This is a genomic window from Corallococcus sp. CA041A (assembly GCF_003612075.1).
GTDB lineage: Bacteria > Myxococcota > Myxococcia > Myxococcales > Myxococcaceae > Corallococcus > Corallococcus exiguus.
The window spans coordinates 1-18,695 of sequence record NZ_RAWF01000110.1 but is presented as its reverse complement, the minus strand read 5'-3'; the positions used below and the strand labels follow the sequence as shown (position 1 = coordinate 18,695).

The following is an 18,695-nucleotide window of genomic DNA, read 5'->3' as shown; positions in this document are numbered from 1 at the left end:
CCGTGCAGCCAAGGCTTCAGCGCGTGGATGCCGCCTCGCGCAGGGCGATCATCTTCTTCACCTGGTCCACCAGCGCGTCCGGCAGGCACGGCTTGGTGACGTACGCATCACACCCGGCCTCGTTCGCGTCCTCCGAGTGGCCCTTCAGCGCGTGCCCCGTGAGCGCCACCACCGGGATGCCCTTCGTGCGCGCGTCGCCCTTCAGCCGGCGCGTCGCCTCCCAGCCGTCCATCACCGGCAGCGACAGGTCCATCAGGATGACGTCCGGCACCAGCTCGAAGGCCTTGTCCAACGCCTCCTGGCCGTTCTTCGCCTCCGCCACGCGGAAGCCGGAGAACTCCAGGTACTCCGCGTACATCTCCCGGGCATCCTGGTAATCGTCCACCACCAGCACGAGCGGCTTTGTCTTTTCCGGGGTGTTGGTCATGTCCGTCTCGCACGTCTTGGAAAGTGCAGGGTGAAGGTCGAACCCTGGCCCGGCGCACTCTGGAGGGAGACGCGTCCCCCCAGCATGTCGGCCAGTCGGCGGCAGATGGACAGGCCCAGGCCCGTTCCCCCATAGGCACGCGTGGGCGAGCTGTCCACCTGCTGGAAGTCCTCGAAGATCTTCTCCTGGTTCGACACGTCGATTCCGATGCCTGTGTCCTTCACCGAGATGGCCACGGTGCCGGTGCCGTTCTGATACTCCGCCGCCACGTGCACGCCGCCCTCGTGCGTGAACTTCAGCGCGTTGGACAACAGGTTGAGGACGATCTGCTTCACCTTCTGTCGGTCGCTCCACACCCCTGGCAGCCCCTCATCCAGGCGCGTGTCCACCGTCAGCTTGCTGCGCGCGATGATGGGGTCCATCTCCGCCATCACCTCCTGGAGCAGCTCCGGGATTCCGAAGTCCGACAGGTGCAGCGGCATCCGTCCCGCCTCGATGCGGGTGATGTCCAATATCTCGTTGATGACCTCCAACAGGTGCCGCCCGTTGGAGTCGATGCGCGTGAGGTTCCTCCGCTGCGGCGGCGTCATCTCCCCGGACACGCCCTGCAGCAGCATGTTCGTGTAGCCGAGGATGGCGTTCAGCGGCGTGCGGAACTCATGCGACATGTTGGCCAGGAACTGCGACTTGGCCGCGCTCGCCTGCTCCAGCTGGATGGCCTGACGGCGCAGCTTCTCGTTCTGCTCCGCCAGCTCCGCGGTGGCGGACTGCACGCGGGCCTCCAGCTCGCTGGAGACCTCCTTCACGCGCTCCAGCAGCCGCGCCCGCTCCAGCACCTCCGTGCGGTCGTGGAACACGGTGACGATGCCCGTCAGCTCGCCCCCGTCGCCCAGCACCTTGTTGGCCATGGCCTCCATGGGCACGGGCGCGCCGGTGGACGGGTCGTCCAGCGTCAGCTGGCTCTTCCAGCGTGACACGCTCGCGTTCACCGGCCCCAGCAGGTTCGCGAGGAAGGACGCGAAGAGGGCGTCGTTGGCGCGCACCCGACGCAGCGTGGACTCGCCGCCGGGGCCTTCCTCGTGAGGCCACGCGAAGAGGCGCTCGGCCGGGTCGTTCATCATCACCATGCCGCCCGCCGGGTCGGTCAGGATGATGGGGTCCGCCACCGAGTCCAGCACCCGGTCCAGGCGGTGGCGCTCGCTCCGGGCCTCGCGCTCCGTGGCGCGCAGCTGCCGGTAGCTCTCCCCCAACGCCTGCGTGGCGCGGCCCAGGTCCGTCAGGTTGCGCAGCACGCTCACCACCACGGACGGCCCGTCCGGTGCCAGCACCGGCGTGGTGACCAGCTCGAAGAGCAGGTCCATGCCCTCCAGCGGATCCACCAGCGGCACCTCGCGCCGGTGCACGGACGTGCCTCCCTGCGCGAGCGTCTCCCGGAACAGGCGCTGGTTGAGCTCCACGGCGCGCGTGCGGCCGGGGCTTGCGTCCGGGCCCGCCACCAGCAGTCCTTCCGCGCGGGCGTTGGCGAAGAGCAGCGTGCCGTCCGTGTCCGTGAGCAGCACGGGGTCCGACACCGCGTTGATGACCCGGCGCAGCAGCCGGTCCGGCTCCGGGCGGCGCGGCGCCCGCGCATCCGAGGCCAGCTGCCGGGCCAGGTGCGGACCCGCGCACGACGCCACCCACGCCACGTCCTCCGGCACGGCCGGGCCGGGCAGCCCCACCACCAGCAGCGCGGCCGCGGGCGCTCCAGTGCGGCCCAGCGGCACCGCGAGGAACCCACCGGGCATCGCCGCGCCCTCGACAGCGTCCGCCGCCAGCCACCGCGCCCCGGGCCGGTTGCGGAAGCCAGCGAGCGGCGAGCCCTGCGTGTCCCACGCCCGGGCCAGCGCGACCTGCTGCGCGCCCGTCAGCCCTTCACTGGCCAGGCACACGGACGCACCCGCGCCATCCCCCGGCCCCACACAGGCGGTGGACGCGCCGTGCCTGCGCGCGAGCCACTCCACGACCGCTCGCGCACAGGCGACGGCGGACTCGCAGGCGAGCAGGTGCTCGGCGAGCACGAGGCGCGCCCCGGGGTCGGCTTCGGCGGGGGGCAGCGGGGCTGGAGACGCCACGACCTTACGCTCCGGGTGAAGGGGGACGCGGGGAACGACCGCGTTCCAGCGAGTCTGCGGTGCGGACCTCCGAAAATGCCACCACGATGCGCGCCTCCCCCTCCAAAGAAGAGGGGCGGCCCAGGACCTCCAGGGCCGGCGAGTCGAAGCGCAACCCCCTGTCCAGCAGGCGGTCCAGCACGTCCACCAGGCTGGCCCCGCCAGCCACGCGTTCCACGGGCATTCGGCGCATGCTCCTTGGGTCCGCCCGGCGCGGACCTTCGGGTCCAAGGGCCGTTCTAACGCGCTGGTGCCGTCGCACCCCAGCCCCGTTCACGCCCGGCCCCTGACTGACCAACACCCGGGGCGAAGCTCTGTTGGGTCGCATACACCCGGCGCTGGGCAACCGGCCGGGCGGGGCTCGGCAGGCATGGCTTATGCCCTGGGAAGCGGATTCCTAGCCTTCCAGCATGAATGAAGAGCGCCAGCACAAATCCCTCTGGACGGTGACGACGCTTCCCCGGGACTTCCCCTCCCTGCCGGGCGACCTGGACGTGGACGTGGCCATCATCGGCGGGGGCATCGCGGGCCTGACGACCGCCTGGCTGCTCAAGCGCGCCGGCAAGAAGGTGGCCGTGCTGGAGATGCACCGCGTCCTCTCCGGCCAGACGGGACAGACGACCGCGCACCTCACGGAGCTGCTGGACACGCCGTACACCACGCTCCTGAAGGACTTCGGTGAGAAGGGCGCGCACCTGGCCGCGTCGTCCAGCCGCGCCGCCATTGAACAGATTGCGTCCCTGGTGGAGACGCTCGCCATCGACTGCGGCTTCACCCGCGTGCCGGGCTTCCGCTACGCGGAGACAGAGGCCGAGCTGCGCGACCTGTTGCACGAGGTGTCCGCGGCGCGGCAGGCCGGACTGCTGGCGTCCTACACGAAGGAGTTGCCGCTGCCCTTCCCGGTGAAGGGCGCGCTGCGCGTGGAGGACCAGGCGGTGTTCCACCCGCGGCAGTACCTGCTCGCGCTCGCGGACCGCATCCCCGGCGATGGCTGCCACCTCTTCGAGAACACCAAGGTCGTGGACATCCATGACGGCGCGCCCTGCCGCGTCGTCACGGAGAAGGGCACCGTGACGGCGAAGGCGGTGGTGGAGGCCACCACCACGCCGCTCAACCGCGTGGCCATGCACACCAAGCTCTACCCGTACCGCACCTACGCGGTGGCGGCCCCGCTGGAAGGGCCGCTGGAGCCGGGCCAGTACTACGACAGCCGCGACCCGTATCACTACGTCCGCACGCAGCGGGTGGACGGCGTGTCCTACGTCATCGTGGGCGGCGAGGACCACAAGGTCGGCAGCGAGGAGGACACCGCCGCGCGCTTCGCCGCGCTGGAGGCGTACACGCGCGACCGCTTCCCCGTGAAGCGCATCACGCACCGCTGGTCCGGACAGGTCATCGAGTCCGCGGACGGCCTGCCCTATATCGGCCGCAACGTGGGCAGCCGCCACGTGTACGTGGCCACGGGCTTCTCTGGCACGGGCATGACGTTCGGCACGCTCGCGGGCATGGTGCTGTCGGACCTCATCCTCGGCAACCAGAACCCCTACGCCGCGCTGTACGACGCGGGCCGGGTGAAGCCCAAGGCCGGCGCCAAGGACTTCATCCAGGAGAACGCGGAGGTGGCCTTCCGCTTCGTCGCGGACCGGCTTGCCAGGCCGGACGGACACCACCTGGCGGACGTGGCGCCGGGCGAGGGAAAGATCCTGGAGGTGGATGGCCGCAAGGTGGCCGTCTACCGCGAGGAGAACGGCACGCCACACGCGGTGTCCCCGGTGTGCACGCACCTGGGCTGCCACGTGCACTGGAACAACGCGGAGCGCTCCTGGGACTGCCCCTGCCACGGCGGCCGCTTCAGCCCCACCGGGCGCGTGCTCAACGGTCCCGCGCTCAAGGACCTGCCGTCCGTGAAGCTGCCGATGAAGTGAGAAGTGCGTGCGGGTGGGCTTCCTTTCGGGCGGTCCCACCCCCATCTCTCTGCACATCCACTTTCATTCAGGGGGCAGGGAATGAACGCGTTGGAACTGATCAAGCAGCAGCACGAAGAGGTGTCCAAGCTCTTCAAGAAGTACGAGAAGCTGGCGGACCACGCGGACGACCAGCGCCAGGAGTTGTTCGAGCAGATCGCCGACCGGCTGGGCGCGCACGCGAAGATTGAAGAGCTGTACCTGTATCCGGCGATCAAGAAGGACGACACGGAGGACGAGCTGCGCGAGGCCGTGGAGGAGCACCTCGCCGTCAAGCGCCTCATCGCGGACCTGCTGGACATGGAGCCCTCCGACGAGGAGTTCGACGCGAAGATGAAGGTCCTCCAGGAGCAGGTGGAGCACCACGTCGAGGAGGAGGAGAAGGACCTCTTCAAGGCGGCGCGGAAGATCCTGACCAAGGATCAGCTGGAGGACCTGGGCATCCAGTTGGAGGAGGAATACGACTCCCTGATGGAGGGCGAGCCCCGCAACGACGTGCCCGAGGAGACGGAGCGGGCCGCGCCCATCTAGCGCGGCGCGTCCGAAGCAACACGGGGGTTGCGCGTGGCGTGGGGCCGGGCAGCATGCGGCCCATGCCGCGCGCTCCTGTTTCCCCCCCTGTGTTGCTGCCGGATGCCTTCACGCCCGCCGCGCGCCGCGCCCTCGTGCGCGCGGACCCCATCCTGGGCACGCTCTTCAAGACGATTGGCCCGTTCCGCTTCGAGCGGTCCCCGCTGCACAGCCCCTTCGAAGCGCTGGCGCACTCCATCGTCTACCAGCAGCTCCACGGCCGCGCGGCCGCGACCATCTTCGGCCGCGTCTGTGAGCGGGTGGGGCAGGGCAAGGGCTTCACGCCCCAGAAGCTGCTCGCGCTGCCGGACACCACGCTGCGCGAGGCCGGGCTGTCCGCGAACAAGCTGCTGGCCATCCAGGACCTGGCGCGCAAGACGGTGGACGGCACGGTGCCGCCGCTCGCGCGCGTGCGCCGCATGTCCGACGCGGACCTCATCGAGCACCTCACGCAGGTGCGCGGCATTGGCCAGTGGACCGTGGAGATGCTGCTCATCTTCCGCCTGGGCCGGCCGGACATCCTCCCCGTGGACGACTTCGGCGTGCGCAAGGGCTTCATGATGCTGCATGGCCTGAAGGAACAGCCCAAGCCCAAGGCGCTGCTGGCGTACGGCGAGCGCTGGCGCCCTTATCGCAGCGTGGTGAGCTGGTACCTGTGGCGGGCGGCGGACAAGCCCGTGGGCACCTTCGCACCGCCGGAGGGCGGCTAGCCGAGCAGGGGCCGGGAGCGCACCGTCCCTTGCCTTGGCGCGCGGGCGTCCTCACCCGTTAGGGACGGAGGAATCCCGCGCATGCGTGCACTCACCTACCAAGGTCCCTATCGCGTCCAGGTGGAGCAGAAGCCGGACCCGCGCATCGAGCATCCGCAGGACGTGGTCCTCAAGGTCACCCGCGCCGCCATCTGCGGTTCGGACCTGCACCTCTTGCACGGCCTGGTGCCGGACACGCGCGTGGGCTGCACCTTCGGCCACGAGTTCACCGGCGTGGTGGAGGAGGTGGGCAAGGAGGTGTCGCAGCTGAAGAAGGGCGACCGCGTGGTGGTGCCCTTCAACATCTCCTGCGGCACCTGCTTCTACTGCCAGCGCGGCCTCACCGGGAACTGCGAGAACAGCAACCCCGGCAGCGACGTGGCCTCCGGCGTCTACGGGTACTCGCACACCACGGGCGGCTTCGACGGCGGGCAGGCGGAGTACGTGCGCGTGCCCTTCGCGGACGTGGGGCCCATGAAGATTCCGGACGACATGGACGACGAGTCCGTCCTCTTCCTCTCCGACATCCTGCCCACCGGCTACCAGGCCGCGGAGATGGGCGAAATCAAGGGCGGCGAGACGGTCGTCGTCTTCGGCGCGGGCCCGGTGGGCCTCTTCGCGATGAAGTCCGCGTGGCTGATGGGCGCGGGCCGCGTGGTGGCGGTGGACCACGTGCCGTACCGCCTGGAGTTCGCCCGCAAGTTCGCCAACGTGGAGACGGTGAACTTCAAGGAGGTGGGCGACATCATCCTGCACCTGAAGGAGATGTTCGACGGCCGCGGCCCGGACGTCTGCATCGACGCGGTGGGCATGGAGGCGGAAGGCTCGCGCGCGCACCGCGTGCTGGGCCTGGGACTGAAGCTGGAGGCCGGCGCGCCCACCGTCATCGAGTGGTGCATCAACTCCGTGCGCAAGGGCGGCAACGTCTCCATCATCGGCGTGTACGGGCCGCCGTGGAACTTCGTGCCCATTGGCACCGCGATGAACAAGGGCCTGACGCTGCGGATGAACCAGGCGAACACGCGCCGGTACATGCCGCACCTGCTGGAGCACATCCAGAAGGGCCGCATCGACGCGAAGAGCATCATCACCCACCGCTTTCCGCTGGAGCAGGCGCCGGACGCCTACCACCTGTTCGCGCAGAAGCAGGACGGGTGCGTGAAGTGTGTCCTCATGCCGCACGGCCACGCCTGACAGACACCACTCGCCATCACAGGAGGCACGTCATGCCCCAGAAGACGACGCGGAAATCGAGTCGAGCGAAGAACGGCCACGCGAAGGCGCGGGCGAAAGCGAACCCCACTTCGGCCGTGGACCAGGACCCCGCCAACCGTCCGGGCGTCCCCATGGAGACGGCGCCGAAGCCGCTGGCGGGTGCGCGCGCGCCCATCGCGCTCCAGCACGCGGAGGTGCCGGTGTTCAAGCACGCCGGCCGCAAGCAGATGCCGCCCGTGTTCGGCACCGCCCAGCCTCCGAAGGGGCTGAGCGGCTTGCTGCGAAAAGCGGCCTACGCGAAGCCCGACCACAAGCCCGGCCACTGGATGTTGCTGATGCTGGCGGACCGGGTGGACGTCTGGGAGCACCGGCTCAGGAGGTCCCTTCCGTGGGCCGCTCCTTCCGCGGCGGTCCTCGTCGCAGGGGGCCTGATGTGGCGGGGCCGCCGGGCGTGAGGCGCGGGCCTTACGCGTCCCGGCCGTTGTAGGGGAAGGGCGTGACCGTGGACAGGTCCAGGCCGTCCAGGCAGCGCAGGTTGACGGCGAACATCTCCTTGCCGTCCGGGCCCTTGCCGGTGGCGTAGGACTCCACGCCGCAGGTGGGGCAGTGCAGGTGGTTGATGACCTTCTTGTTGAACTGGTAGGTCTGCACCACGTTCGCGCCGGAGAGGGACTTGAACTGCTCCGGCGGGACGAACGTCAGCACCGCGCCAATCTTGTGGCAGATGGAACAGTTGCAGCTCACCACCTGCGCCAGGTCCGTGGTCGCCTCGTAGCGGACCTGTCCACAGTGGCAGCCACCCGTATACGTCTTCATCTCCGCCATGGTGCTTCCTCCCGGTGCTGCGTGATGCCCGGGCCGGAAGCGCGCTTCCGCCCACCCGGTGCGTGTGACGCGCATCAATGAACGGAGGCGGCGGGGACCGCAAGCGCGCAGGTGACGTCCCGGCGCGCTTGCGGCGGTGCGTCACGTCAGTCCGCGTACGTCGTCACGGACATCATCCGCACGAAGCGGCGGTCCGTGCTCACCGCCGCGATGGCGAAGCCCTGCGTGTAGCTCGGCGCGCCGCACCCGCGGCAGCTCCAGCCCGTCCTGTAGAGCCGGTTGCTGTTGCGCGAAATCGCCGTGATGTAGGCCACCGCGCCCTCCACCTCGTCCACGTTGTAGCTGTACGCGCTGAGCTGCCCGATGAGCTCCCGCACGGTGATGGGCTCGAAGATGCTGGCCTGCGGACCGAAGGCGTTGCTGAACGCCTCGCCCAGCGTCTGCTGGTTGGCCACGCCCTGGCCGTTGGGGATGTAGCCCTCGTAGATGCGCGCGGAAGAGAACGAGCCGGTGGCGCCGAACAGCACCGCGGGCGTCTGGGCGACGGGGTACAGGTTCAGCGGGTAGCCCGTGAGGAGCGTGTCGTTCACCTCGTAGAAATCCGCGAAGTACTTCGCCGCGGTGCCCGTCATGGACTGCTGGAAGGGCGTGTCGCTGAGGCGGGTGGTGAGATAGGCGCGCTCGGCGCTGTCCACGCCATAGCCGACGTCGTTGAGGAACGCGTCCAGCGCGTTGCGGATCTCCGAGCGGAGGACGGTCGTGCCGCCGGGGCTGCTGGCGCTCTTCGCGGCGGTGATGCTCGCCTCGAAGGCGGGGATGCTGGTGGTGGAGTCAGCGAACGCCGGAGCGGAGAACAGCATCAGGGCGCCCACCAGCGACTTCATCGACAGGGTCTTCATGGAGAGCCTCTTCATTCAAGGGGGAGTACCGCGAGCGACGCGCTGGCCAGTACCACGCTCCCCTGACACATCCGGCGTGAGGTTCCGGTGACACGCGCGCTCGTGACACGCTCGTGAAAGAGCGTGTCGCGGGACTGGAATGTTTCAGGACGTCCGCTGTGCGGCGGTGCGTCGCATCAGTCGTTCCCGAAGTCCGCTGTCCACACGGAGACCATGCGCACGAAGCGGCGGTCCGTGCTCACCGCGGCGATGACGTAGCCCCGCGTGTTCCACGGCGAAAAGCTGCACCGGCGGCAGGTCCAGTCCGCGACGTACAGCCGGTTGCTGTTGCGCGAAATCTGCGTGATGTAGGCCACCGCGCCCTCCACCTCGTCCACGCTGGGGGTGCTGCCCTTGATGGAAGTGGTGCCAAGCCGCTCGATGAGCTCCTTCACGGTGATGGGCTGGAAGGGGCCGACGGGCGGCTCGAAGTAGGTGGTGAACGCGGTGCCCAGCGTGGCCTGGTTGGCGATGCCCTGGCCGTTGGGGATGTAGCCCTCCCGGATGTCCGCGTTGGACGCCAGCGGACCGGTGGCGCCAAACAGCGACGCGGCGGTGCCGGCGACGGAGCCCTGGTACAGCGGGTAGCTCGTGAAGGTCGCGTCGTTCAGCTCGTAGAAGTCCGCGTAGTACTTCGCCGCGGTGCCCGTCAGCGACTGCTGGAACGGCGTGTCGTTGAGGCGCGTGGTGAGGTAGGCGCGCTCGGCGCTGTCCACGCCCTGGGGGCCGCCGGTGTCGTAGATGAACGCCTCCATCGCGGTCCGGAGCTCCGAGCGGAGGATGGTCGCGCCACCGGGGCTCAAGGGGCCCTGCGCCGTGGAGATGCTCGCTTCAAAGGCAGGGATGCTGGTGGTGGACGAGGCGAAGGCCGCCGGAGCGGCGAACAGGGCCAGACCGCTCAGCAGCGACGTCATCGACAGGGTCTTCATGGGGACCTCTTCATTCGCGGCCCGTGTCACGGGCGCGCGTTCAAGGGGGGCACCGCGGACGACTCGGTGGCCAGTACCACGCTCCCCTGACAGCGCTCACGCGCGTGAATCAGCGTGTCGCGAGGCTGGAATGTTTCACGATGCGGGCTGCGGTGCCGCGGGCGTGGGCACGTTGCGGCGCAGGGGCGCGAGCAGCGCGAGGAACGCGGCGGACAGCGCGACGCCCAGGAGGAACATGTTCCCGTAGCCCAGGTTGCCGAACTTCGGATCCGCGAGCAGGCCCGCCAGTGGCCCCGCGGGCGCTTTGCCCGCGACCTCCACGCTGGCCAGCAGCGTGTAGTGCGTGGCGCCGATTCTCCGGTCCGTGCGCGACATCATGAACGCGAACATCACGGTGGTGAGCGCGCCGCCGAAGAACTCCTCGGTGAGCGTGACGCCCAGCACGCCCGCGTCGCTGACGCCCGCCTGCGTGAGCAGCCACCTCCCCGCGAGCGGCAACAGGCGCAGCGTTCCGGTGAGGGCCACCGCGCGCAGCAGCGGCAATCGCGCGGCGAGGAGCCCACCGCACGTGGACCCCAGGAGCGACGCGGCGGTGCCCCACGTGCCCACCCACAGGCCGATGCGCGCCGGCGTGAAGCCCGCGTCCACGAGGAAGGGCTTGTAGAGGACGTCGGACATCGTCTCGCCCAGCTTGTACGTGCCGATGAAGAGCAAGAGCCACCCGGTGCCCGGCACGGTGAGCGCGGACTTGATGCGGGCCCAGAGCGCGGGCCAGTCCAGCTTCGCGGACTCGGGGCCTTCGGCTTCGCGCGGAGGCGGCTCGCGCACGAAGAGGACGATGGTGAAGACGGTCAGGCACAGCGCCGACATGACGAGGAACAGCCCGGACCACCCGATGCTCGCGCTTGCCCACACCAGGAGACCGCCCCCGGTGAGCATGCCCAGCTTGTAGCCCACCACCTGCGCGGTGTTGCCCAGGCCCAGCTCCTCCGGACGCAGCAGGTCCACCGCCAGGCCGTCCACCGCGATGTCCTGCGTCGCGGCGAAGAGGTTCATCACGAAGATGAGGCTCAACAGCAGCGGCAGCGAGTCCTGCCCCGCCGCGAAGGCCGCCCCCGCGCATGCGAGGGCCAGGCCCGCCTGCATGGGGAGAATCCACGAACGCCTGCGCCCGATGCGCGCGGAGCCGTAGCGGTCCACCAGCGGGGCCCACAGCGCCTTGAGCATCCATGGCAGCGACAGCGCGCCAGCGAACCCCAGCGCTGCCAGAGACACGCCGCGCGTGCGCAGGTAGACGGGCAGCGCCGTCACCTGGAAGCCGAAAGGCAGCCCCTGCACGAAGTACAGCGCGCACAACAGCCACAGCCGGGACGGGATGCGTCGCATGGTCGTGGCGCGAGCATAGGCACGCCCCCTGGCCTGAGTCGTGGGCCTATACTCGCCGTTCCAGTCACTCCCAGGGAGCCGCATGCCGGAGCGAGCCGCAACCGAGTCGGGAATCATCGTCGTGGAGCTGTCCGCCGAGCACGAGCTGGAGGCGGACCACGTGGACGCGGTGGTGGATGTGAAGGCGTCCTCGTTCTTCACCGGCAACGCGGCCTTCGCCAACGCGAAGGAGGTGGCCGCGCTGGTGCGCCTCATGGAGGACCTGGGCGTGCAGGCCTCGGCCTTCACCCTCCAGTCGGTGCAGGCGGAGACCCAGGAGGGGCTGCTCACGCGCTCCTCGTCCGCCCTCTACACGGTGCGCATCCGCCTGGTGGACATGGCCCGGGTGGGGGACGTGCTCGCCGCGCTGTCCGGCCTGAAGCAGGCGACGCTGCGCGAGCTCAAGTGGGGCTACACGCACGAGCCGGAGGCCCGGCAGGACTGGCTGGAGGCGCTGGCCCGCGAGTCGGTGAAGAAGGCACGCCGCGTGGCCGCCGGGCTGGGCGTGACGGTGGCCGGGCTGCACCGCTTCTCCGAGCGCACCTGGGAGTCGCGGGCCTTCGGGAACCACGGCGGCGCCTACGGAGGCGGGAACGAGGACGTGATGCCCATGGCCCCGTCGGGCAGCTACAGCGTGAAGCGGACGGCCTCGCTGGGCTTCCCCGTGTCCCACCGCAAGAAGGTGCACGTGATGGCCACCGCGGAGTTCCAGACGCACCCGGCCCCCGAGTCCTGAGTCGCTCGGGGCCGGAGCTTCGACTTCACGGCATGGCGCCGGGCGTGTGCTTGAGCACGAGCGACTCCAGCCGCAGGAGCGCCTTGTCCAGCGTCTCCCACGACGGGCCGAAGGACAGGCGCACGTAGTTGCGGAAGCGCGACGCCCGCGCGCGGCGCTTGCCGGGGTTCACGTCGAAGAACTCACCGGGCACGGTGATGACCTGGTGCTCCAGCGCGGCGCGGAAGAAGGCCATGCCGTCGTTGAGCGGCGCGGGCAGCCCGGACAGGTTGCCCCAGACGTAGAACGTCCCGTCCGGCGCGCGGTCCGTGCGGATGCCCAGCCGCTCCAGCCGGGAGTGGAACCGGTCCCGCTTCTCCCGGAACGTGTGGTGGATGGCGCGCGTCTCCGCCACCACCGCGTCCTCCTGGAGCAGCGGAATCGCCGCGCGCTGCAGGGGCCGGCTGCCGCCGCCGTCCAGGAAGCTGCCCGCGCTGGCGACCGTGTCGATGACCTGCCTGGGCCCCACCGTCCACGTCATGCGCCAGCCCGGGTAGCGCCAGTTCTTGGTGAGCCCGTCGAAGAGGATGACCGGGTCGCGGTTCACGTCCTCCACGTACCTGGCGGCGCTCTCCACCGGCAGCACGCCCGGGCGGCCCGTCCAGATGTAGTGCGAATAGAACTCGTCGATGAGCAGCGAGCACTCCAGCTCGCGCGCCACGCCCACCCACCGCGCCAGCTCCTCGCCCTGCACCAGCTTGCCGGTGGGGTTGCACGGGTTGGAGAAGAGCAGCGCGGACAGCCCGCGCCCCTGAATCTCCCGGCGCAGGTCGTCGTGCGTGAAGGCGTAGCCGCGCTCGCCCTCCAGCAGGATGGGGATGGCGGTGAACGCCTTGAAGACGTCCAGCAGCTCTTCGTACGCGGTGTAGTCCGGGAGGAAGTGGCCCAGGTTCACGCTGCCCAGGCTCGCCGCGGCGCGGGTGAGGGCCGCGCGGCCGCCGCCGGACAGGCAGACGTTCTCCGCGCTGTACTGGCTGGACATCCCCTTGCGGTAGAGCCGGTTGTAGAGCCCCGCGATGGCCTCCCGAACCTCCCAGAGGCCCGCGACAGGGGCGTACTCCTGGTCCGCCATGTCCACCGTCACCGAGTGCACGCGCGACGGGGCACCGGGCAAATCCCCCGTCTCCGGCTGACCCTGGCCCAGGTTGCACCACTCCGGGTCGCCGGGACGGTAGCCGCGGCGCGTGGCCTCGGCGGTGACGAAGATGACGCCCGTGCGGGGCACGGTGCGAAACGCATGCAGGGGGACGCTGTCGCTCACGGACTACACGCTAGCGCGCCCCCTGCTTCGGCGCAGCCCCTAGCCGGCCTCTAGCCTTCGAGGGAGGCCCGGAGGAACCAGGCGTGCTTCTCGAACTCGGTGATGATGCCGGTGAAGAGGTCCACCGTGTCCGTGTCCTTGAGGCCTTCCACCGCCGTGCGGCTCTCACGCAGGCCGCCCAGGTACACCTCGATGCGCTCGGCCAAGAGCTTCACGTGCTCCAGGTCGCGCGAGGTCTCCTGCGGATATTCTGGCAGGCGGCTGTGCGTGCCCACGTGGCGGCTGGTGCCGTACGCGCGGCCGCCCAGCGTCACCGCGCGCTCCGCGATGGAGTCGTTGTGGTTGGCCAGGCTCACCGCGAACGTTTCGAACAGCGGGTGCAGCGCGGCGAACTGCGGGCCCTTGATGTTCCAGTGGGCGACCTTGATCTGCGAGTGCAGGTCCAACCCATCCGCGAGCCGCTCGTTGAGGGTGGCGGAGATGGCGGTGCGGGCCTGTTCGGACAGGGGACTCGGGCTCTTGTAGAGGGCCATGACGGACACGTTCCTTTCAGGTGAAGGGTGGGACGTCGGAAGAGAAAAGACAGCGCCCCCCGGTGTCATCCACCGGAGGGCGCCAATCACAACCCAGAGATAACGACGAGGGGACTAGGACTCCAGTCCAACCGCCGCCGCGTGGATGACGCTCGCGATGCGGACCGCATCGTGCACGTGGTCCTCGCTCAGGCCGCCTTCCAGCACGACCTTCTCATGCGACTGGATGCACATCTCGCAGCCGTTGATGGCGCTGACCGCGAGGCAGACCAGCTCGAAGTCCACCTTGTTGGTCAGCACCTGGGCCAGCCGGTTCATCCGCAGCCCGGCCCGCTTGGTCGCGTACGACTCCTTCCCGATCATGTGACGGAATCGGTAGAAGACGTTGTTCATCGCCATCAGCGAGGCCGCCGCGCGTGCGTCCTCGATGACCGGCGTGGCCTTGTCGCCCAGTGCCTGCTTCGCCTCGTTCAGCATGGCCTCCTTCAGCCGCTCGTTCCGGGCGGCGAAGGCGCATGCCACGGCCGTCCCCCAGCGCTGCTCGGGGGTGAGGGTCGTGCTCTCCAGGACCGCGGAGAGGTTGAGGCGGGTGTCCTTGTGGGCGTCCGCAAGCTCGCTGCGGACGACTTCGAGCGAAGCCATGGTGCCTTACCCCGCCTTCTGCAGCTTCGTGGTGAGCGTCTCCTCACCCTTCTGCCAGTTGCACGGGCACAGCTCGTCGGTCTGGAGCGCGTCCAGCGTGCGGACGGTCTCCTTGACGTTGCGGCCCACGGACAGGTCGTTCACGGACACGTGGCGGATGATGCCCTCGGGGTCCGCGATGAACGTGGCGCGCAGGGCCACGCCCTCTTCCTTGTGCAGGATGCCCAGCGCGCTGGACAGCTCGCGCTTGATGTCCGCCAGCATGGGGAAGGGCAGGTTCTTCAGGTCCGGGTGGTGCGTGCGCCACGCGTGGTGCACGAACTCGCTGTCGGTGGACAGGCCCAGCACCTGCGCGTCGCGGTCCTGGAAGTCCTTGTTGTGCTTGCCGAACTCCGCGATCTCCGTCGGGCAGATGAACGTGAAGTCCTTCGGCCACGCGAACAGGACGGTCCACTTGCCCTTGTACGTGTCGTTGGAGATGTCCTGGAACTCCTTGTTCTTCTCCAGGCTCACGGTGCCCTTCAGCTTGAAGTTCGGAAGCTTGTCGCCAACGGTCAGCATGGGATTCGACTCCTTGGGGATGGGGGGCGGGCCACCGTGGTCCACCCCAGAGGTGATGAGTTGCTACCGGGTAAAGCAGCCACCGTGCCAGCGCATCAACTGCCCTGATTCCAGGAGGTTACAGCTCCCCCTGAGATTCGCACCGGCGGGGCGGTGACGCCGGACTGGTGAATAACGAAATCCCGGTGCCTTTCGCCACTGCAATTTCGGTGGGCCGCTATTATCGCTAACACATGCCGGATGAACTGATGGGGCGCCACCCGGAAGTGACGCAGGATGCTCGGGAGCTGGTCGAGCTGGCAACCACCGAAGAAGGGGTGGGAGAGCTGCTCCGTCGGGGATTGGACTGGGTGTCGCGCGTGGTGCCCTTCGACCTGGCCACGCTGTTCCTCCTCAAGGAGGGGCGGCTGGAGGCGGTGGCGGCGCGCGGCCCGCTCGCGAACCAGGCGGTGCGCAAGCATTCGCTGCAACTGGCGGACTTCCCGTCCTTGAAGCAGGCGCTGGAGACGCGGCGGGCGCGGGCCTTCACGGAGGAGGACCACTCGCACGGGGACGGCGACCCGTTCGACGGGGTGTTGGACCTGCCCGCGGGGCACTCGTGCATGGTGGTGCCGCTGTGCGCGGGGGAGCGCTGCTATGGCGTGCTCACGTTGGACCGCGTGCAGTGTGAGACGTACGCGCAGCCGGTGGTGGACCTGGTGGAGGTCTACGGCCAGATGCTGGCGACCGCGCTCCAGGGCGCGGAGCAGCGAGCGACGGCGGAGCGGCTGCACCGCCAGGACCACGAGCACGCGAAGCTGCTGGAGTCGCAGCTGGGAGGGGACTCGGAAGGCATCCTGGAGACGTCCCTGAGTCCGGTGATGCGCGACCTGTCCTTGCGCGCGCGTCAGGTGGCGGAGACGGACACGCCCGTGCTGATCACCGGCGAGACGGGCACGGGCAAGGAGCGGCTGGCGCGGGCCATCCACCGCTGGAGCTCGCGGGCGGACCAGCCCTTCGTATCGCTCAACTGCGCGGCCATTCCGGCGGGCCTGCTGGAGAGCGAGCTGTTCGGCCACGTGAAGGGGGCCTTCACCGGCGCGAACCGCGACCGGGCGGGCCGCTTCCAGATGGCACACGGGGGCACGCTGCTGCTGGATGAGATTGGCGAGCTGCCGGTGGAGCTGCAGGCGAAGCTGCTGCGCGCGCTCCAGGAGAAGTCGTTCGAGCCGGTGGGCAGCGACAAGACGGTGCGGGCGGACGTGCGCATCCTCGCGGCGACGCACGTGGACCTGCACCAGGCCATCGCGCAGAAGCGCTTCCGCGAGGACCTCTTCTATCGCCTGAGCGTCTTCCCCTTGAGGCTGCCGCCCCTGCGCGAGCGGCGCGAGGACCTGCCGCAGCTCACCGCGTTCCTCCTGGAGGAGCAGGCGAAGCGCACGGGCCGGCGGGGCATGCGGGTGACGGCGTCAGGGCTGACGCGGCTGGCGTCCTACGACTGGCCGGGCAACCTGCGCGAGCTGGCGAACGCGCTGGAGCGCGCCACCATCCTCACGCGCGGCCAGGAGCTGACGGCGCAGTCCTTCGACCTGGCGAACGGCGAGCGCGCGCGGGAGGTGTCGGGCCCGGCGTCGGTGGAGGAGACCCCGGCGCCGCTGCCCGCGGGGGCGAAGGTGCCCACGCTGGCGGCGGTGCAGCGCGAGCACATCCTGCGGGTGCTCACGCTCACCCGGGGCCGCGTCTACGGTGAAGGCGGCGCGGCGGCGCTGCTGGGGCTCAAGCCGTCCACGCTGCAGAGCCGGATGAAGAAGCTGGGCATCGAGCGGCTGGAGGGCTTCACCGCCGCCGAGGACGCGTGACGCGGGGTCAGTACCTGCGGCTGTCCTCGCGGGCCTCGCGGCGGTCCTCGCGCGTCTCCTGGCGGTTCTGCGCCGTCTCGGTGCGAGCGAGCTGGACCAGGTCAGCGATGAGCATGCGCTTGCGGCTGAGGCTGCCGCTGTCCATCCGTCCGTAGAGGTTGTTGAGCTCCTGGGAGATGGAGCGCGTCTGCTGGAGGGCGCGGGACTCCTGGCGGGCGTCGCGCACGTCGTCGCGGTGGTCCTTGCGGTCGTCGTAGCGGTTGCCGTCGTGGCGCACCTCGCGGGCGCTGGAGCGGGCCTCCTGCTTGTCCTGGGACAGCTCGCGGCGGGTCTCGTTCAGCTCCGACGACACGTAGCGGCGCAGGTCCTCTTCCACCTGGAGCAGGTCGCGGCGCGCGGCGCGGCCACGGGCGGAGTCGTAGCGGGAGAGCAGCGACTCCACCTGGCGCAGGTCCTGATGATCATCGCGGGTCTCGCGCGCGTCCTGCCTCAGCTCCTGACGGTCACGGGACTGCTCGTGGTTGTTGCCGCGGGGACCGCCTGCGTGAGCCAGGGCCGGGAGGGACAGCGCCATCGTTGCCAGCAGCCATTTCGACTTCGACATGGGGGGCTCCATCAAGTGCGTCGGATGCCTTGATGGACGCAGTCCGCCGCTGAGAATTCACGGCGGCGAACAATCTCCCATGGGTGGGAGCAGGGACTACGACACCGCGGGTGCGACCGGGCGCGGCTTGGACGGCGCCACGGGGTAGTGGGCCTCCTTGCCGAAGGGCTGGTCGAAGAGGTGCGGATCCGACTGGCGCGAACGGAAGAGGTCCACGATGTAGTTCATCCGCTGGTCCAGCTTGCTCCAGTCCTTCGCGGCGGTGCCCGTGAGGCTGTCGGGAGTCTTGTCCAGCCGGCCCAGGAGCTCCTTCAGCTTCGGATCCTCGATGGTGCGCAGGTGCGGCGGGAAGAGCGTGGACTCCATTCCGGCGGGGGGCGGCAAGTCGTTGCCCAGCTTCAGCGCGCCGCCGGGCACCGCGAGCTTCATCATGTGCTCGGTGGCGATGCCCCGGAACACTCCGGCCAGCTTGTCCACCAGCGGGTTGACGACGAGGTCCACCGCGCCCGTCTTGATGGCGGCCTTGGCGGCGAGGTTGGCGGGGAAGGGCAGGGCGTTGGCGCCCGCCTCGATGCTCTTCTTGAGGATGTTGGCGAAGATCTCCTTCACCGGGGCGTTGAGCGCCTTCTCCACGAAGCCCTGGAGCTGGGTCTGCTCGTGCAGGCCCACGGTGTCGTTGGCCCGGAGCATCATCTCGGCCTTCTTGTTCGGATCCTTCTCGAACATGGCCTGCGCGTAGGTGCCGAAGGCTTCCTTGAGCAGCGGCTTGTCCGAGGGGAAGCCATCCAGGTACTGCTGGAGCTTCGCGGGGTCCAGCTGGGTGTCACCCTGGAAGGTCTCCACGAAGCGGGCGAACTCGTGGCCCACCTCCTTGAAGACGAACTGGTTGCCGTCGCCAATGGCCTTGCTGACGTTGTTGAGCGCGTCCGCGCCGGCCTTGGCGATGTCGCCGGTGGGCATGGCGGGCAGGCCCAGCTTGCGCAGCAGGTCGTCCACCTTGGACATGGCCTCGCCCACGACTCCGCCGCCCTTGAGGGCGTCCACGAAGGGCTTGGGCATGTCCTCCTGGCGGATGCTCACGCCGGCCTGCTTCGAGGCCCAGGTGGCGAAGGTGGACCAGTTGGCGTTCTCCTTGCCCAGGAGCGTGCCCATGGCGTCGGACAGGTCGTGGTAGCCCTGGGTGATGGCCAGGTTGCGCGCGACGGGGTCCTGCATCGCGGCGATGTTCGCCACGTCCGCGGCGGTGGGGTAGCTGCCCGGCGTGGGGCGCGGGCCGCCCTGCTGGGGGG

The 18,695-nt window shown here is 69.5% G+C and carries 20 protein-coding genes; 7 read left to right on the top strand and 13 right to left on the bottom strand.

The genetic code is table 11. From position 1 onward, the window contains the following. Positions 1 to 16 precede the first annotated feature (16 nt). Genes D7V77_RS20570 through D7V77_RS20560 form a run of 3 tightly spaced genes read right to left on the bottom strand, consistent with a single transcriptional unit; the run spans position 17 to position 2,761 of the window. Positions 17 to 427 (bottom strand): response regulator, encoded by a 411-nt coding sequence (locus D7V77_RS20570; RefSeq protein WP_120577995.1) that lies wholly within the window; start codon positions 425 to 427, stop codon positions 17 to 19. Continuing rightward, positions 424 to 2,538, bottom strand: coding sequence for a PAS domain-containing sensor histidine kinase (locus D7V77_RS20565; RefSeq protein ID WP_120577994.1), 2,115 nt, complete (start codon positions 2,536 to 2,538; stop codon positions 424 to 426). Before D7V77_RS20565 ends, D7V77_RS20570 begins: the two co-directional genes overlap by 4 nt. Positions 2,539 to 2,542: 4 nt before the next feature. Further along, a complete protein-coding gene (locus D7V77_RS20560) occupies positions 2,543 to 2,761 on the bottom strand; it encodes a hypothetical protein (protein WP_120577993.1) in 219 nt (72 codons plus the stop codon). Between the two features lie 226 nt (positions 2,762 to 2,987). On the opposite strand from D7V77_RS20560, the gene D7V77_RS20555 reads away from it, so the two are divergent. The 5 genes from D7V77_RS20555 to D7V77_RS20535 all read left to right on the top strand — a co-directional run bounded on the left by D7V77_RS20555 (position 2,988) and on the right by D7V77_RS20535 (position 7,530). Then, positions 2,988 to 4,502, top strand: a complete 1,515-nt coding sequence (locus tag D7V77_RS20555) for an FAD-dependent oxidoreductase (RefSeq protein WP_120577992.1) — start codon at positions 2,988 to 2,990, stop codon at positions 4,500 to 4,502. Between the two features lie 81 nt (positions 4,503 to 4,583). Next, complete coding sequence (locus D7V77_RS20550) at positions 4,584 to 5,072, top strand: hemerythrin domain-containing protein (protein WP_120577991.1); 489 nt, start codon at positions 4,584 to 4,586, stop codon at positions 5,070 to 5,072. 62 nt (positions 5,073 to 5,134) lie between these two features. Next, complete coding sequence (locus tag D7V77_RS20545; RefSeq protein WP_120578003.1) at positions 5,135 to 5,821, top strand: DNA-3-methyladenine glycosylase; 687 nt, start codon at positions 5,135 to 5,137, stop codon at positions 5,819 to 5,821. 81 nt (positions 5,822 to 5,902) lie between these two features. Next, positions 5,903 to 7,054, top strand: coding sequence for a zinc-dependent alcohol dehydrogenase (locus D7V77_RS20540; RefSeq protein WP_120577990.1), 1,152 nt, complete (start codon positions 5,903 to 5,905; stop codon positions 7,052 to 7,054). A 32-nt stretch (positions 7,055 to 7,086) separates the two neighbouring features. Further along, the gene (locus tag D7V77_RS20535; protein WP_120577989.1) at positions 7,087 to 7,530 is read left to right on the top strand and encodes a hypothetical protein; all 444 of its coding nucleotides are present in this window, start codon (positions 7,087 to 7,089) and stop codon (positions 7,528 to 7,530) included. A 10-nt stretch (positions 7,531 to 7,540) separates the two neighbouring features. Here D7V77_RS20535 and D7V77_RS20530 read toward each other — a convergent pair whose 3' ends face one another. The 4 genes from D7V77_RS20530 to D7V77_RS20515 form a co-directional block, all read right to left on the bottom strand. After that, positions 7,541 to 7,900, bottom strand: a complete 360-nt coding sequence (locus D7V77_RS20530; RefSeq protein ID WP_120577988.1) for a GFA family protein — start codon at positions 7,898 to 7,900, stop codon at positions 7,541 to 7,543. Between the two features lie 146 nt (positions 7,901 to 8,046). Beyond that, on the bottom strand, positions 8,047 to 8,799 hold the full coding sequence (locus tag D7V77_RS20525) for a hypothetical protein (protein WP_120577987.1): 753 nt from the start codon (positions 8,797 to 8,799) through the stop codon (positions 8,047 to 8,049). A 176-nt stretch (positions 8,800 to 8,975) separates the two neighbouring features. Beyond that, the gene (locus tag D7V77_RS20520) at positions 8,976 to 9,767 is read right to left on the bottom strand and encodes a hypothetical protein (RefSeq protein ID WP_120577986.1); all 792 of its coding nucleotides are present in this window, start codon (positions 9,765 to 9,767) and stop codon (positions 8,976 to 8,978) included. A 135-nt stretch (positions 9,768 to 9,902) separates the two neighbouring features. Then, positions 9,903 to 11,153, bottom strand: a complete 1,251-nt coding sequence (locus tag D7V77_RS20515; protein WP_120577985.1) for an MFS transporter — start codon at positions 11,151 to 11,153, stop codon at positions 9,903 to 9,905. An 82-nt stretch (positions 11,154 to 11,235) separates the two neighbouring features. On the opposite strand from D7V77_RS20515, the gene D7V77_RS20510 reads away from it, so the two are divergent. Continuing rightward, complete coding sequence (locus tag D7V77_RS20510) at positions 11,236 to 11,928, top strand: SIMPL domain-containing protein (protein WP_120577984.1); 693 nt, start codon at positions 11,236 to 11,238, stop codon at positions 11,926 to 11,928. A gap of 25 nt (positions 11,929 to 11,953) precedes the next feature. On the opposite strand, the gene D7V77_RS20505 is transcribed toward D7V77_RS20510, so the two are convergent. The 4 genes from D7V77_RS20505 to D7V77_RS20490 all read right to left on the bottom strand — a co-directional run bounded on the left by D7V77_RS20505 (position 11,954) and on the right by D7V77_RS20490 (position 14,964). Then, complete coding sequence (locus D7V77_RS20505) at positions 11,954 to 13,228, bottom strand: pyridoxal phosphate-dependent aminotransferase (RefSeq protein WP_120577983.1); 1,275 nt, start codon at positions 13,226 to 13,228, stop codon at positions 11,954 to 11,956. A 50-nt stretch (positions 13,229 to 13,278) separates the two neighbouring features. Continuing rightward, positions 13,279 to 13,761 (bottom strand): DNA starvation/stationary phase protection protein Dps, encoded by a 483-nt coding sequence (dps, locus tag D7V77_RS20500; protein ID WP_120577982.1) that lies wholly within the window; start codon positions 13,759 to 13,761, stop codon positions 13,279 to 13,281. A 114-nt stretch (positions 13,762 to 13,875) separates the two neighbouring features. Beyond that, on the bottom strand, positions 13,876 to 14,403 hold the full coding sequence (locus D7V77_RS20495) for a carboxymuconolactone decarboxylase family protein (protein WP_120550488.1): 528 nt from the start codon (positions 14,401 to 14,403) through the stop codon (positions 13,876 to 13,878). A 6-nt stretch (positions 14,404 to 14,409) separates the two neighbouring features. After that, positions 14,410 to 14,964: a peroxiredoxin gene (locus D7V77_RS20490; RefSeq protein ID WP_120557013.1), complete on the bottom strand. Its 555-nt coding sequence runs from the start codon at positions 14,962 to 14,964 to the stop codon at positions 14,410 to 14,412. 233 nt (positions 14,965 to 15,197) lie between these two features. On the opposite strand from D7V77_RS20490, the gene D7V77_RS20485 reads away from it, so the two are divergent. After that, the gene (locus D7V77_RS20485) at positions 15,198 to 16,802 is read left to right on the top strand and encodes a sigma 54-interacting transcriptional regulator (protein WP_233597127.1); all 1,605 of its coding nucleotides are present in this window, start codon (positions 15,198 to 15,200) and stop codon (positions 16,800 to 16,802) included. A gap of 7 nt (positions 16,803 to 16,809) precedes the next feature. Here D7V77_RS20485 and D7V77_RS20480 read toward each other — a convergent pair whose 3' ends face one another. Then, entirely contained in the window at positions 16,810 to 17,406 is a 597-nt protein-coding gene (locus D7V77_RS20480) for a hypothetical protein (protein WP_120577980.1), read from the bottom strand. 96 nt (positions 17,407 to 17,502) lie between these two features. Beyond that, on the bottom strand, positions 17,503 to 18,695 hold a 1,193-nt coding region (locus tag D7V77_RS20475), incomplete at its 5' end, for a hypothetical protein (RefSeq protein ID WP_120577979.1).

Bases quoted from the DNA above. Each gene is read 5' to 3' on its own strand.
- D7V77_RS20570 (WP_120577995.1), bottom strand. From the start codon at position 427: ATGACCAACACCCCGGAAAAGACAAAGCCGCTCGTGCTGGTGGTGGAC.
- D7V77_RS20560 (WP_120577993.1), bottom strand. From the start codon at position 2,761: ATGCCCGTGGAACGCGTGGCTGGCGGGGCCAGCCTGGTGGACGTGCTG.
- D7V77_RS20555 (WP_120577992.1), top strand. From the start codon at position 2,988: ATGAATGAAGAGCGCCAGCACAAATCCCTCTGGACGGTGACGACGCTT.
- D7V77_RS20550 (WP_120577991.1), top strand. From the start codon at position 4,584: ATGAACGCGTTGGAACTGATCAAGCAGCAGCACGAAGAGGTGTCCAAG.
- D7V77_RS20545 (WP_120578003.1), top strand. From the start codon at position 5,135: ATGCCGCGCGCTCCTGTTTCCCCCCCTGTGTTGCTGCCGGATGCCTTC.
- D7V77_RS20540 (WP_120577990.1), top strand. From the start codon at position 5,903: ATGCGTGCACTCACCTACCAAGGTCCCTATCGCGTCCAGGTGGAGCAG.
- D7V77_RS20535 (WP_120577989.1), top strand. From the start codon at position 7,087: ATGCCCCAGAAGACGACGCGGAAATCGAGTCGAGCGAAGAACGGCCAC.
- D7V77_RS20530 (WP_120577988.1), bottom strand. From the start codon at position 7,900: ATGGCGGAGATGAAGACGTATACGGGTGGCTGCCACTGTGGACAGGTC.
- D7V77_RS20525 (WP_120577987.1), bottom strand. From the start codon at position 8,799: ATGAAGACCCTGTCGATGAAGTCGCTGGTGGGCGCCCTGATGCTGTTC.
- D7V77_RS20520 (WP_120577986.1), bottom strand. From the start codon at position 9,767: ATGAAGACCCTGTCGATGACGTCGCTGCTGAGCGGTCTGGCCCTGTTC.
- D7V77_RS20515 (WP_120577985.1), bottom strand. From the start codon at position 11,153: ATGCGACGCATCCCGTCCCGGCTGTGGCTGTTGTGCGCGCTGTACTTC.
- D7V77_RS20510 (WP_120577984.1), top strand. From the start codon at position 11,236: ATGCCGGAGCGAGCCGCAACCGAGTCGGGAATCATCGTCGTGGAGCTG.
- dps (WP_120577982.1), bottom strand. From the start codon at position 13,761: ATGGCCCTCTACAAGAGCCCGAGTCCCCTGTCCGAACAGGCCCGCACC.
- D7V77_RS20495 (WP_120550488.1), bottom strand. From the start codon at position 14,403: ATGGCTTCGCTCGAAGTCGTCCGCAGCGAGCTTGCGGACGCCCACAAG.
- D7V77_RS20490 (WP_120557013.1), bottom strand. From the start codon at position 14,964: ATGCTGACCGTTGGCGACAAGCTTCCGAACTTCAAGCTGAAGGGCACC.
- D7V77_RS20485 (WP_233597127.1), top strand. From the start codon at position 15,198: ATGCCGGATGAACTGATGGGGCGCCACCCGGAAGTGACGCAGGATGCT.
- D7V77_RS20480 (WP_120577980.1), bottom strand. From the start codon at position 17,406: ATGTCGAAGTCGAAATGGCTGCTGGCAACGATGGCGCTGTCCCTCCCG.